The organism is Thiohalomonas denitrificans (genome assembly GCF_016841685.1).
Taxonomy (GTDB): Bacteria; Pseudomonadota; Gammaproteobacteria; order Thiohalomonadales; family Thiohalomonadaceae; genus Thiohalomonas; species Thiohalomonas denitrificans_A.
Genome location: NZ_JAENYR010000039.1, coordinates 19,446 through 32,551 on the forward strand (window position 1 = coordinate 19,446; position 13,106 = coordinate 32,551).

Here is a 13,106-nt window from a genome sequence, read left to right on the forward strand (position 1 = left end):
ATGAAATCTTCGGGTATACGAAACTGCAATGGCAAAACTTGGCGCACTTCTATTTGACATGGATGGAACACTGGCCGATACGGAACGCGACGGCCACCGGGTGGCCTTCAACCGCGCGTTCGCTGATGCCGGCCTGAACTGGCACTGGTCCGAGGAGCTCTACGGTAAGCTCCTGGCGGTCACTGGCGGGAAGGAGCGGATTGCTCTTTATCTGGAACAGTACAATACCTCGTTCGAAGCCCCAGGGGACCCGAAGGTCTTTATCGCCGGTTTGCACAAGGCGAAAACGTCTCACTTCACGCGGATGCTTTCCGAAGGACGCATACCATTACGGTCCGGTGTACAGCGTCTGATCCGCGAAGCCCGAGCCGCAGGCCTGAAGCTGGCGGTGGCCACCACCACCACGCCGGAAAACGTCACTGCGCTGCTGGAAAACGCCCTGGAATCGGGTGCGACGGAGTGGTTCGACGTCATTGCCGCGGGTGATGTGGTGCCGAAGAAGAAACCGGCGCCGGACATCTATCTCCATGCCATGGAGAGACTCGGTCTTGCTCCCGAGCAGTGCATCGCTTTCGAAGACTCCCATAACGGCGTCCTTTCCTCGTCCTCGGCCGGGTTGAAGACGATTGTGGCGGTCAACGGCTACACCCGTGATGAGACCTTCGATGCAGCTGTCGTGGTGCTGAATCATTGGGGCGAGCCCGATTCGCCCTTTAAGGTGATGGCTGGGGAGGTAGGCGAAGCCACCTTCCTGGATCTTGCCCTGGTTCGCAGGCTCCATGAGTCCTGAGAGGCCCACGCATATCGCCCGTCGCATGGCGGATATCGAGCCGTTTCATGTGATGGAACTGCTCGGGCGGGCACGGGAACTGGAGGCCGCAGGGCGCGATGTCGTGCATATGGAGATCGGCGAGCCCGACTTCGGCACGCCGGAACCGATCATCGAACGAGCCCGGCAGGCCCTCACCGCCGGTCAAACCTACTACACTCCGGCGCTTGGCCTGCCCGCGCTGCGGGAGGCGATCGCCGGCCATTATTGGGACCGCTACAGGGTGGAGATCGACCCCGGACGGGTCGTGATCACTCCCGGGGCCTCCGGTGCCCTGCTGCTGGCGCTGGGGGTGCTGCTCGACCGCGATGATGAGTTGCTGCTCGCCGATCCCGGCTATCCCTGCAACCGGCACTTTGCGCGGTTCGTGGAAGGCCGGGCCCGGGGGGTGCCGGTGGATGCCACCACACGCTATCAGCTCGATGCAGAACGGCTCGGCGCCCACTGGAATGAACGCACCGTTGCGGCGCTGGTGGCCTCGCCATCAAACCCGACCGGTACGCTGCTCGAACGCTCCGAACTGGCGGCACTTGCCGAGTCGGTGCGGGTGCGGAGCGGCCGATGGATTGTGGACGAGATCTATCACGGCCTTACCTATGGCATCGAGGCGGAGACCGTTCTGGCAGTGGACGATGGCGCCTTCGTGGTGAACAGCTTTTCGAAATATTTTTGCATGACCGGCTGGCGCCTGGGGTGGCTGGTTGCCCCCGAGGAGTATCAGCGTGAGGTCGAAAAGCTGATGCAGAACCTCTTCATTGCCGCCCCGACCCTTTCCCAGCATGCGGCCCTGGCGGCTTTTGAACCGGAAACCCGGGAGATACTGGAAAGTCGTCGGGCAGAATTCGAGCGTCGTCGCGACTTCCTGCTCCCCGCATTGCGGCAGCTGGGTTTCGAGATCCCTATCGAGCCCCGCGGCGCCTTCTACCTTTACGCCGATTGCAGCCGTTTCGGCGACTCAAAGCAGCTGGCCTCGGATCTTCTGGAGAAGGCGGGTGTGGCAGTGACGCCGGGCCTGGATTTCGGCAACTACCGGCCCGAACAGCATCTCCGCTTCGCCTACACCACCTCGATGGAGCGGCTGGAAGAGGGCGTGCGGCGCATCGCCGGATTTCTGCGCACCCTTGATAACCACTGAGACCACAGAGACCTTCCTGTTATTGCGAACCGCCTGCCGCTTCGCAGCCCCGAATCAGCGAAGAACGGCTAACCACGGGGAACACGGGGCGCACGGGGGGGGGAATAACCCGAAAAACTTATTTTATACCCCGTGGTGCCCGTGCACCCCGTGGTTAACCGTGTTTGCTGACCTCTGTGTTCTCAGTGATGTTGGATCTTTGCCTTTCCTGCACCCATAGGACCGTGGCGCCGGCCACCGCGGCCGGCATCACCAGGAAATTGACGATGGGGATCATGGTCGCCACCAGCACCACGCTGCCGAATCCGAGTGCCATCGGGCGATGGGCACCGAGCCGCTGGCGCTGTTCACGCGCCTTGAGTCCGTGATTGCCCAGCGGGTAGTCACTGTATTCGACCGCCAGCATCCAGGCACTGAAGGCCATCCAGGCAAAGGGTGCAATCAGGTTGATGCCCGGGATGAGGAACAGCAACAGCATCGGGACCGCCCACCTGGCGAAGTACAGCAGCTTGCCGAGCTCATCGATAACCGCCCCCGGGGCCGCTTTTAAAGCCGCCGTCAGGCCACCTCCCGAATTCGCGGGTCGACCGGTCAGATGGCGTTCGACCGCTTCGGCGAGAAAGCCGTTGAAGGGGGCCGCAATCAGGTTGGCGATGATCGAGAAGCTGAAGAAGATCAGCACCAGGGCTACGATTCCGAAAACCGCCCACAGCAGCCAGGAGAGCCAGGAGAGCCATTCGGGTAGCTGGGGCAGGAGATACGCCATCAATACCCCGAACTGATCGAGCGCAAACCAGAGCAAGAGGGTAAACACCGCCACATTGATCGCCAGCGGAATGGCGACGAACCGTTTCAGACCGGGTTCGGTCAATAGTCGGACGCCGCGGAAAAACGAGGACGCCCCGATAAAAGGTTTTTGAATCATTGCTGGTACTCTCACTAAAAGGCAGGAAGACCCTATATCGGCCCGTTACGGCCATCGGCTCTTCCGTGGAATCTGTGAGCAGATGTTTGCTCGCGATGCAGCCACGGACATGATATCGAGGGATAACCAAGGGCAGTAGGGGTATGTGTGGGAGATTTTCCGGAGCCTATTTTGCTCTCTCGCCAAGACGCCAAGAACGCCAAGAGGGAGTGGGGCGCGAAGAGGCTACTGATTCCTTGGCGTGCTTGGCGTCTTGGCGAGATCCTGTATTTCCTTGCACCCACCAATTCTGCTGACGAGCCCGGGACCAAGCGGAACGGTCCATGGACAGCCTCGGTGGCGTTCCGATAAGGTGCGAATCCGGGCGGAGCAATAGCGGAAAACAGGGGTGGTAATGGGCATTCGACTCAGTCGGCGCGCAGAAAACGTCTTGCAGTCCGAAATCCGCGCGATGACCCACGAGTGTGCGCGGGTGGAGGGCATCAATATGGCGCAGGGAGTGTGCGACCTGGCGATCCCCTCTTCGGTGATCGAAGGCGCCAAGGCCGCCATGGATGCCGGCCGCAACATCTACACGCCGGCGGAGGGCTTCATTGAGCTGCGCGATGCGATTGCGGCAGCAACGCAAGCCCGGTATGGCCTGAGCGTGGACCCGAATGCAGAGATCATGATCAGTTCGGGAGCGACCGGCGCGTTCCATTCCACCGCCCATGCGCTGCTCGATCCGGGTGATGAGGTGATCCTGTTCGAGCCCTACTACGGCTATCACGCCGCATCCCTGAAAGCCATGGGATGCCGGGTTCGTTACGTGCGGCTCGAGCCGCCTGGCTGGGGCGTGGACTGGGAGGTACTGGGGCGCACCATCAACTCCCGTACCCGGGCCGTGGTACTCAGCAACCCCTCCAATCCGACCGGAAAGGTATTTCGTCGCGATGAGCTGGAGCGCCTGGCCCGGTTTGCGCGGCAACACGATCTGGTCGTGTTCTCGGACGAGATCTACGAGCACTTTGTCTATGACGGTCTTACCCATATTCCTCCGGCCTCCATTGATGCTCTTCGGGAGCGCACGGTGACCATTTCCGGTTTTTCCAAGATCTTCAGTATCACCGGTTGGCGCCTGGGCTATGCCATTGCCCCACCCGAAGTGATTCGGGCAGCGACACAGTTCAACGACCTGGTTTATGTCTGCCCACCGGCCCCGCTGCAGCTCGGCGCTGCCCGGGGAGTCCTGGAACTCGGGGTGGAGTTCTACCGGGAGGTGGCGCGGGAGCACCGGCTAAAAAGGGATCGTTTCTGCGCTGCGCTCCGGCAGGCGCGACTGCCGCCCCACCGGCCGGAGGGGGCCTACTACGTAATGGCGGACATTTCGGGCGTGCCGGGTGCCGATGACCGGGAGCGGGCCTTGTGGATTCTCGAAAAGACCGGAGTGGCATGCGTCCCGGGTCGGGCCTTCTATCATGACGATGCGGGCCGCAATCTGGCCCGTTTCTGCTTCGCCAAGAAGAGCGAGGTATTGGAAGAGGCCTGCGATCGCATCGCCCGGCTCGCCCTTCCCGCTAGGAGCCTGTCCGAGAAAGCAATGGGCTCCAAAATGTAGGTTGGCGCTGAGGAACGAAGCCCAACAAAATCAGCGTTGGTTCCCCAACCTACAAAAAACGATGTTCTCGGACAGGCGCCCAGGCAAACCGAACCGGTTGACTGACCTCTGGTCGACGGTGCCAAACGTCTGGTATTTCAGGTCTGTGCGAGCAATCGGCGGGCGAGCAGGGCGGTGCCGTAGGCCGCTTCCGAATGGATGGGCTTGACCATGGGAACGCCCGTCAGTCGGCCCCGAATCTTTTCCCAAACCGGATTGGAGGCGCCGCCGCCGACGCTGAAAATGCGTTCGGGGTAAGGGGCGCCGAGTTGCTGCAGTTTTTGATAGGCGGCGGCCTCGATGGCGGCGATCCCTTCCAGCAGTCCCTGAAGGAACAGGGCATCGTCGGCGGGTCGCGGTGCGAGACGAGGGGCGAAATCGGGATCATTGACCGGGAAACGCTCTCCCGGTTGTAGCAGCGGGTAGTAATCGAGCCCGGACGGGTGTTCCGGATCGATGCGCCTGCTGAGTTCGGCCATCCGGGATGGCGTGAAAAAGTGCTTGAGGACCGCGCCGCCGGAATTGGAGCCTCCGCCCACCAGCCATTGGTTCCCCAGCGGCTGACTGTAGACACCGTACGCAGGGGCGAAGATGGGCCGGTCGGCGATCACCTTGGTGACCAGGGTCGAACCGAGAGAGCTGATGCCATCCCCGAGCCGTCTGGCACCGGTGGCGAGGATGGCGGCGGTGCTGTCCGTGGTTCCCGCCATGACCATGGTCGCTTCAGGCAGGTGCCAGTGAGTCGCCAGGCTCCCTTTCAGGCGGCCCAGAGGTGTTCCCGGGGCGACCACCTTGGGTAATTGCTGTTCGGAGATACCCAAGGCCTGAAGCCATTTCGGCCAGCGGCGCCGGACTGGATCCCAACCGAGTTTGAGGACGTTGTTCTCATCCGAGACGCCCGGAGTGCCGGTCAGCCGGGCTGCGATCCAGTCACCCTGGGTCGCCACCCGAGTCGGCTTTACGCCGGTGTGGTGTAGCGCGCCGCCATATTTGCGACGCAACGACACCGACTTTGCAACAGGCTAAAAGGGGCTTCCGCCCCTTCAACCCTCCTTTAAATACCCGCCAGCGAAGGCCGGTTCCCAAGTGGTGACCGTCTGGTCTTGTGGTACCCCGGTGATGACCCCGTTTTCTATCTCCTCCAACACCTTCCGGAACAGCCTGAGGCCCATCGGGGCCAACTGTCGGCGCCATAGTTCGGCGGGGGTCTCACCCGGTCTGATGTGGCACCAGTCCTGGGCGGCGATTGGGCCGGTGTCGGCACCATCATCCATCCAGTAGACAGTGCCCCCGGTGACCGCCTCACCCATGTGGATGGCCCAGCGCACGGCGTCACGGCCGCGGTGGCGGGGTAGTAGAGACGGATGGTACCCGATGGCGCCAAGTCTGGCCTGGCGCCGCGCCCCGGCGTCGAGGAAACAGTGGGCATGGGCAGCCACGACCAAGTCAGTCCCGGCGGGCACCATCTCGGCAGTCAGGCGCGCGGATACCTTATAGGCCGGAATAGCCTCGTTCCATGCGGCTTGGTAGAGCCGGTCTTCCGGGGTGGGAGCATATACGGCCGCCAGTTCGTGTCCAAGCGCCATGCAAAGACGGAGGGTCTCGGTTCCTAACCACTTCTGGCCAACGAGGACTATCTTCATGATGCATCCTCCCGGCCGAGATACCGGAAACCCTGAACGGCCCGGAAATGGCCGCCGTAGCCGGAAGCGGCACCGGTGCTTCCCTTCCTGGCGTTGCTCTTTCGCATCGAGGCGGCGCTCCTTGCTTTTGAACCGCCGTACAGCTGTGCGCTCACCTGAGTCCAAACCGGGTGGCGTCGAAGTGCAGCGGCCAAGCCCGGGTGCGATGTATGGAATAGAGTCCGCAACGGTTTTTGGTACCGGTTGCAGCCTTGCAGCCACAGGTCACACACTGCGTTCAGGAAGCGGAGCCCGATGCCGGCGCCTTGCCACTCCGGCATCACCACTAGCCGGCAGGCGCGGGCCTCGATGAGGCCCGGCCTGGTGCTTACGGCCACGTGGGCTACTGGCTCCCCCTCTACCGTGCCGATGTAGTTGGTTGCTGCGATCATCTTGGGTAGCTTCAGATAGTGATGCGGCTCAAACAGGGGCCAATATCGCCAATCGGTCTGCCGAATTTCGAGGTCGAAGCGGGGGCGTCGCCAAAGCCCCCTCCCGGAGAATCTCCCTGTCGCCGTGTCATACACCCAGTCCGGCTCGAGCCAATCGATGATGTCGTAGTGGCAAGAGAGCAGCACGCATTGGCCGCCGGTGCGGCGCCAGGCTTTGCCAAACGCCAAGGCACCGAACCGGGCGATCTGCCGGTCGACAACACTGGTGAACTCGTCCACGACGACCCGCTTGGGGGCCTCGCAGATTAGCCGGGCCAAGTCGGCGCGGAACTTTTCGCCGTTTGATAGCACCGAATGCGGCCGCAACCAGGCCGGTACACTGCCGAGGCCTACCGCAGCAAGGGCGCCGGTCACTTGGTTGAAGTCACCGTGCGGTGCAATCGCATCAATGATCGGTTTGCGAGCCGGCCAGCTCGGCGCATATACAGCCGCGTTGCCCCATATCTCCCGTCCGATGCTGGATTTACCCGAGCCGCTCGGGCCAACGATAACCCCGAGGCCCCAGTCCGGAACGTCGATCGGCAGCTCTGCGGACAGTTCGAAGTTGGCCCCACTGTCCACATTAAATAGCGATTTAACTCGGGCTGAACGGTAGGAGTTGAACTCCTTGCAGTGATGGTGGATTTCGACTTTCATACTGCTACCACCTTGCACTTATGGCCATCCTTCCGCAGCCGGTTATAGACCTGCTCCTGGTGCGATTCATCGCGGCAAATTACGATGACCCCGTACCGTTTCCGGTACTTAAACCCGTTTCGCCCTGGTGTCTTCTTTTTGTCGGTCACAGTGCTTTCCTTTTGTGTGAACGACGCTCTCAGGCGTTCTGGTACGGGGTTCTAGGCCCTCAAAGTTGTTCAGTGTCCCGCATCGCGGGCATTTTGCTTGCAGCCGTTCGGCCAGGCCTTTGGCCAGCAGCCGACGGCATGCTCCACAGCGGTATTCCTGCATGTCGTGAGCCTTTCTCTACTTCGTGATAGGCTCTCTGCGCCGCGTGCACGTGGCAGAGGGCCTTGCTGGCTCACGGTGCCAATTTCACCGTGGGTTGGGTCCGGGTAGCAGTGGCAGCTGCTGCCCGGTCGCCCTCTCTTCCTTTCTCTTCCTCAACAACGCTGAACTATTAGTTATCATGCTGTGGGACGGATGGCATCGAGGGCGGCCGTCGCGTCCGCCCTCGCTGCATCGACGCCCACGTGGTCTAGTGCAGCATTGACGGCCGCCTTTCCCATCAAGCGTTCCCTCCGGATCGATTCGATAGCCGCGTACCACTCCACGGCGGTGGCCATGATGTCATCAGCGGCGGCGGTCGGCGTCATGCCCGATGCATCGGACCAATCCTGCACGCATGCCGGTACGGCGTCGGCCGGATAACCAGCGGCCTTGAATTCCTCGGCTTGTCTCTCGGCATGCTGATATTCGATATCGATATAGCTGCCCGGTGAGGGGTACGCTGCCCGGGCAGCACCAGCGGCGCTGTCGATCGCTGTTCTAGCGGCTATCTGGTAATCGGCCAATGGCGGGAGCGGCGGTGTATAGGCCACGACCTCACCGGTATCGGTATCCCACCGACGAGTGCCCGGGTTTTCCAAGAGTTCGCGCCATTGGGCTTTTGTGATTTCGACCAGAGTGTCGGTGGGGCTGATGCCGACTTTTTCGGCATGCTTAGTGTCCCGGTAGAATCCGGTGGCGCGGCCATTTGTGTCGATCGTTGCGTACATAATCATATTCCCAATGCTAGGAAGGAGGTAACTGCGCCGCTAAGGATTGCCGCGTCACTGTGTGTACAGATGTGCGTAAATCCAGCGGCGTCATATGGGTTGTACCCGGAGTAATATCCGGAGCCCGCTAAGGGGGTGTTAAACAATTCGGTCCAGATGCCAAACGGAGTGGCATTGAACGCTATTGGAAATGTCACCAGAGTGGACGTCAGCTGGGAGGAGTTAATATTGTGGGAAAAACTACCCCATTGGAGGATCAATCCCCCGGGCAGCACCTGATGACCGGGGACCGTATGGCTCTTGTCGAACGATGCCAATCCCGCCGGGGTGATAGCGCGTTGATCGTCTGTGCCGCCTTGCACTTCTAAAGCTGTCGCTAATTCGATGATGCCCTTGAAGGTGTCAGTCGCTTGGCTGAGCCCCAGGCCCGATAGTGCGGCCAAAAGCTGTCCCAGATCGTCATCACTGGGCGTTATGCCTGCTGCGGTGATGATCGAACGCAACTCCTCGCCGATTTTGTAAAACCAGAAGGGTCCGGGCGTCGTGGCCTCATTAACGCCAGGAACAGCGGATTGTGGAAAGCCGTTGCTGGGACTGGCCGGTTTTACTGGCGGCGTGCCGCTGGCATTGGCTAGATAGTTACGCGGGTCCATTTATCGATCACCTCCTTAGGTGTATTCAAACAGTGCGATGGTGTGAGCCGGTTTGCGTCGATTGACGGCACACTCCAGTCGAGTGGTCGGGGCGACTTCGCCGAGGGATTCATCAACGGTTGAATCGGCATTGAACTGTTGGACGGGCGGCATCGGCGCGGTGAGCTTCCAGGCGAATTGCCAGTCCGCACCGTAAATGGGGGCGTCCACGGTTTCGTCGACGGTGTGCGGGTCGTATTCGGCGATCGCCGAATCGTCGAAACCGAGGCTTCCAGCCACCCCGATGAAGTAGTTCCGCGACTGACCACCGACGCTGGTCAGTATGTCAACCAGTGCAGCCCGGCGCTCATCGATGGTGGTCCCCAAGCCGCTGCATGTATCGGGCAGGCCCGCAAAGGCCTCCCACTCCGCCAATAGCTGAAGTGTGGTGCGCGGGTCGGCTTCATTTATCAGTGCTTCGGCGGTCGCATCGACGCGGGCGAACTCTGCGGCCAGCGCATCGAGCAGCGCAGAGAACGTGGTGTCCGGCGCTCGCAAACCACGCCAGAGCACACCGCGCGGTAGCAGAGCCCGAAGCTGGTTGAGGTAGTCGCTGGCACCCATCAGGAGATCGCCTGCCAGGTAATGACGCCGAGCGTGGCCAAAGCGCCGAGGCTCGGCGCCACGTCCCCAGAGGGTGAAATCAGGACGTGGTCAATCTCGCCCTCGGCACCGCTGATGGCCTCGCGGATGTGGCTGATAGGGATGGCGCCGCTGCCGTTACCGTCCTCGACATTCGCCTCCCTTCGGAACAGATCCGTCAGCGACGCCTCGACGGCTGCCTGCACGTCCAAGGTATTGGGTGCGAGCTGGATCGTCATATCGACCGGCTCCACTGTCGGCGCGTAGGCAGTCACATCCGCCGTGACCGGGCGGACGGTATCCAGATAGTCCTGTACCGCCTGCACCTCGGCAGCGTCTGGGATTATCAGGGCGTCATCATCGCGGACGAAAAAAACGCCTACGGTGCCGAGGCCGGCCCACGCCGGCATTACCCAGGCGCGGGTGACGCCTTCGACCTCCAGTGCCCAAGCCTCGTAATCGGCGATGGCTCCGCCCTGCGGTGAGCGTTGTACACGGGCTTTGAGCCGGTCACGTAAGGAATCGTCGCCCTCCTCATCCGCTCCGCCGGTAAGCCCGTCGCCGGCCACTGACACGGTGGCTGTCGAGTACACGCCCGAAATGGGCGAGACGAGCGAGAGTGTTACTCCGGGATCGGCATTCGTATCCTGGCCGCCCTCGACGGCCGTAACGGCAATTTCGGCCACGCTGCCGGTGATGGTGCCTTCGGCGTCGGTGGTGTACTCGACGCTGTCCGCCCGTTGCAGCGTTGTGCCGGCTGGTATCACTGCGCCGTCGGTGCCGGTGAAATCGACTATGCCGACCGCCGGCGCCGCGGGCTTGCGGCCGATGCCCCACCAGCTCGCGTGGCGTTCCAGGTAGTTGGCATCGGCCGTACTCGGGATGATTTGCCTGGCCATCCAGGCGAGAAAACCGTAGAGCCCGTGCACCGCGCCGGCGATGGCGCGCACAATCGCGAAGAGCACGGAGCGGCGCAGGCGGGGATCAGTGCCGGGCAGGCGGGATTCGATGTCCGACTGTATGCGGTCGATTAGTGCGGGCAGTGTTGGGCGGTTAAACGCCATCTATGCAGCCTCCAAATCGAGATAGAACACATCGTCAAAGGGCGTGCGGCCCGGCAGCGTGATGGTTAGGTAGAGGGCAAGAACGCCGCGGCCGATGTCATTGCGCCACTCGGCCTCTGTCTGCACCGCCGTGGCCACGCTGTCCTCGATGAGCCATGCCAGGGCCGTCTCGGCATAGGTGCGGGCGCGTTGAAGCACATCGGCCGTCTCTTTTTCCCGGCTGAGCAGCCACAGGAGGGACCCTTCACTGTCGCCGTCGTGCGGCAAATAGGTGTCGTGCCAGGAGCCGCGGCGATCATCGGTGCCATCGGGGATGTCGTCGTCGGGCTCTGCTCGCGCGTCGGTAAATAGCGAAACAATGACCGCAGAGCGCAGGCCGTCATCGGTGGCCAGATCCGGGCCGTCGAGGGCCAGGTCCCATCCGGGGGTGGTGTCGTCTTGAGTGAGCATCAGATCCATTACTGCGGTGCCCCCGTTGTGCCACCTTCAGGATTGGAATGGACGTGCCCCTTGGCGCTGATGCCGTCCACGGTCACATCGCCGCCAGTCACCTCCAGGCTGCCGGATACCGTCGCCGCACCACCGGCCGCACCGGTCACCGCCAAGCCACCGACGGTGGCGACACCGGCCACGCTGGCGGTGCCGCCCACGGTCGCATTGCCGTCGATATCGGTATCGCCGCCGATGGTGGTGTCCCCGCTGATGTCGGTATTGCCGTTCACGGTCAGATTGCCGTTGATGGTGACGTTGCCGTTGTGGGTCGAGGTGGCGTTGACCTCTACGGTCGGCGCGGTGACTTCGACGTGGTCCACGGAGTTGATCAGAATGCGGTCGCGTTTGAAGTGGATCACGTTGCCGAGATCGTCGTAAAGAACCTGCTCGCCTTCTGCGAGATTCCGAACTCGGAACTGTCGATTGGCTACGGCGATCGCTACTGTATGGTCACGGTTGGCTTCGACGGCGGCGGCCAGTACTTCGCGGCCATTGGCGGGGGCGTGGGCGGTGCGGCCGTAGCCTTCGAAGTGCTCGACGTCGTCGACAGTCTCATCGCGAAGCAGCTCCACCTGCAGGGTCTGCATCAGGGTGCTCGTGTCGATAAGATGCACCACGCCGCGGGTGATCATTACCTTGATCTTGCGGCGTAGCGGCCGGATCAGCTTTCGCCAGGTTTCGCCGTTCATCCCCAGCCCCCTTCGTCGTCTTCCGCTGGCAGGGGGATAAGATCGAACGCCTCGGGACCCATCACGCCCAGTTTGGTGCGGCGGCCGCTTTTGCCGCGGACGAACTCCACGCTGGCGATCATCAGCCACTCGCCGTCGAATCCACTCCAGGGGTCGTTCACATAAACCAGCCGGTTGGGCCGCCAGATATCATCCTTGTGCCGCCAACCGGTGACGGTGTAGGCCGCAGAGCGGGAGCGGCCGTAATTGACATTGCGCTGCCACTCGGCCCGGCGCTTGGCCCCGGCCGGGTCGGTGCTGCCCTCCATCACGATGGTGGTAGGCCGGTAGCGGATAACCGTGTCTTCGGCCCGCCCGAGGATGTGGGCTGCATCTGCGCCCATCGTTTCGTCCGACCCAGGGCGTTGCCCGGGGAAGTAGTAGTGGCTGAAACGGTTGCGGTGCGAATGCTCGGCTTCGGCCTCCTCGATGTTCTCGCCCATGACCAGGGCGGTTTCTATTCGCTGGTTACTGGCGCGGGTGATGACGAGATTACCGTCGGCGTTGCCGACGAGGCGCACGGCTTGGGCTCTTGCTTGCTTTTCGAGAAACTCAAAGCCGGTTTCCTCTTTCTCGGCCACTACGGCACTTATTCTCTGGGTCTCTGCCTCCTCAATCACGGTGATGCCGTACGGCTTTGCTACTTCCCTGGCTAAAGAGGCAAGCGTTTGGTTCACATACCGCCTATTTCTTGGATAGTCGGAGCAGTCCACTAGGTCCGCAATCTTGGAACGACCGGCAATCTGGACAGTACGGCTGTCGGGCCGCGTTCTAGGTCGCACCCGATCGATGTAGCCCGTCACGATCTTCTCTTTGCCCAGAAACACCTCGGCGGGGCTGCCCAGGCGAATGGGGCGGCGCTTCATCGACTCCGCCCACTTGTCCGTGATGGTGAAACTGAAATCGTCGGCCGCGGCCTCGATAGAGCGGTTCACGCTCAGCTCTTTCCAGCCGTAGTAGAGCTGGCCGCCGATGTGGAGGGTGATGTCATCACGCATTCAGCACCTCCAGTTCCTCGCCGCCAGGCACGAAGCCCGGGTGGCGGATTCGATTGCGGTCGATGATTTCACTGTCGCGGGTGGCGTCGCCATAGAGCTGGTGGGCGACCACCAGGGCCGGCAGGGTGGTGGCGGGCTGGTAGGTGGTCAGCTCCGGCAGCCGGGCGCCACGGCTG

At 62.0% G+C, this 13,106-nt stretch carries 15 protein-coding genes and 1 pseudogene; 3 read left to right on the top strand and 13 right to left on the bottom strand.

The genetic code is table 11. From position 1 onward, the window contains the following. The first annotated feature begins 28 nt into the window (after positions 1 to 28). Both Q7L05_RS09945 and Q7L05_RS09950 read left to right on the top strand, forming a co-directional pair. Positions 29 to 790 (top strand): HAD family hydrolase, encoded by a 762-nt coding sequence (locus Q7L05_RS09945; RefSeq protein WP_303905589.1) that lies wholly within the window; start codon positions 29 to 31, stop codon positions 788 to 790. Beyond that, positions 780 to 1,964, top strand: coding sequence for a pyridoxal phosphate-dependent aminotransferase (locus Q7L05_RS09950; RefSeq protein WP_303905591.1), 1,185 nt, complete (start codon positions 780 to 782; stop codon positions 1,962 to 1,964). The genes Q7L05_RS09945 and Q7L05_RS09950 overlap by 11 nt, the downstream gene beginning before the upstream one ends. Before the next feature lie 154 nt (positions 1,965 to 2,118). On the opposite strand, the gene cysZ is transcribed toward Q7L05_RS09950, so the two are convergent. Beyond that, the gene (gene cysZ, locus Q7L05_RS09955) at positions 2,119 to 2,889 is read right to left on the bottom strand and encodes a sulfate transporter CysZ (protein WP_303905593.1); all 771 of its coding nucleotides are present in this window, start codon (positions 2,887 to 2,889) and stop codon (positions 2,119 to 2,121) included. 394 nt (positions 2,890 to 3,283) lie between these two features. On the opposite strand from cysZ, the gene Q7L05_RS09960 reads away from it, so the two are divergent. Beyond that, positions 3,284 to 4,486 (top strand): pyridoxal phosphate-dependent aminotransferase, encoded by a 1,203-nt coding sequence (locus Q7L05_RS09960; RefSeq protein ID WP_303905597.1) that lies wholly within the window; start codon positions 3,284 to 3,286, stop codon positions 4,484 to 4,486. A 137-nt stretch (positions 4,487 to 4,623) separates the two neighbouring features. Here the strand turns inward: Q7L05_RS09960 and Q7L05_RS09965 are convergent, their stop codons facing one another. From Q7L05_RS09965 to Q7L05_RS10015, 12 genes and pseudogenes are all read right to left on the bottom strand, one after another. Continuing rightward, a complete protein-coding gene (locus Q7L05_RS09965) occupies positions 4,624 to 5,526 on the bottom strand; it encodes an FGGY-family carbohydrate kinase (protein ID WP_303905600.1) in 903 nt (300 codons plus the stop codon). 42 nt (positions 5,527 to 5,568) lie between these two features. Continuing rightward, positions 5,569 to 6,168, bottom strand: a complete 600-nt coding sequence (locus Q7L05_RS09970) for a formyltransferase family protein (RefSeq protein WP_303905603.1) — start codon at positions 6,166 to 6,168, stop codon at positions 5,569 to 5,571. Beyond that, on the bottom strand, positions 6,165 to 7,295 hold the full coding sequence (locus Q7L05_RS09975; protein ID WP_303905606.1) for a GNAT family N-acetyltransferase: 1,131 nt from the start codon (positions 7,293 to 7,295) through the stop codon (positions 6,165 to 6,167). Before Q7L05_RS09975 ends, Q7L05_RS09970 begins: the two co-directional genes overlap by 4 nt. 108 nt (positions 7,296 to 7,403) lie before the next feature. Continuing rightward, positions 7,404 to 7,607, bottom strand: a complete 204-nt coding sequence (locus Q7L05_RS17420; protein WP_317623115.1) for a Com family DNA-binding transcriptional regulator — start codon at positions 7,605 to 7,607, stop codon at positions 7,404 to 7,406. 176 nt (positions 7,608 to 7,783) lie between these two features. Continuing rightward, positions 7,784 to 8,374, bottom strand: coding sequence for a hypothetical protein (locus tag Q7L05_RS09980; protein ID WP_303905609.1), 591 nt, complete (start codon positions 8,372 to 8,374; stop codon positions 7,784 to 7,786). 2 nt (positions 8,375 to 8,376) lie between these two features. Further along, positions 8,377 to 9,027, bottom strand: a complete 651-nt coding sequence (locus Q7L05_RS09985; RefSeq protein WP_303905613.1) for a gp53-like domain-containing protein — start codon at positions 9,025 to 9,027, stop codon at positions 8,377 to 8,379. Between the two features lie 15 nt (positions 9,028 to 9,042). Then, positions 9,043 to 9,630 (bottom strand): YmfQ family protein, encoded by a 588-nt coding sequence (locus Q7L05_RS09990; RefSeq protein WP_303905616.1) that lies wholly within the window; start codon positions 9,628 to 9,630, stop codon positions 9,043 to 9,045. Beyond that, positions 9,630 to 10,712, bottom strand: a complete 1,083-nt coding sequence (locus Q7L05_RS09995; RefSeq protein WP_303905618.1) for a baseplate J/gp47 family protein — start codon at positions 10,710 to 10,712, stop codon at positions 9,630 to 9,632. Before Q7L05_RS09995 ends, Q7L05_RS09990 begins: the two co-directional genes overlap by 1 nt. Next, a complete protein-coding gene (locus Q7L05_RS10000) occupies positions 10,713 to 11,162 on the bottom strand; it encodes a phage GP46 family protein (protein WP_303905621.1) in 450 nt (149 codons plus the stop codon). Positions 11,163 to 11,170: 8 nt separating this feature from the next. Next, positions 11,171 to 11,893 (bottom strand): phage baseplate assembly protein V, encoded by a 723-nt coding sequence (locus Q7L05_RS10005; RefSeq protein ID WP_303905624.1) that lies wholly within the window; start codon positions 11,891 to 11,893, stop codon positions 11,171 to 11,173. Next, entirely contained in the window at positions 11,890 to 12,930 is a 1,041-nt protein-coding gene (locus Q7L05_RS10010; RefSeq protein WP_303905627.1) for a phage baseplate assembly protein, read from the bottom strand. Before Q7L05_RS10010 ends, Q7L05_RS10005 begins: the two co-directional genes overlap by 4 nt. Beyond that, positions 12,923 to 13,106 (bottom strand): annotated as a pseudogene (locus Q7L05_RS10015) (DNA circularization protein); the annotation flags it as partial. The gene Q7L05_RS10010 and the pseudogene Q7L05_RS10015, both read right to left, overlap by 8 nt.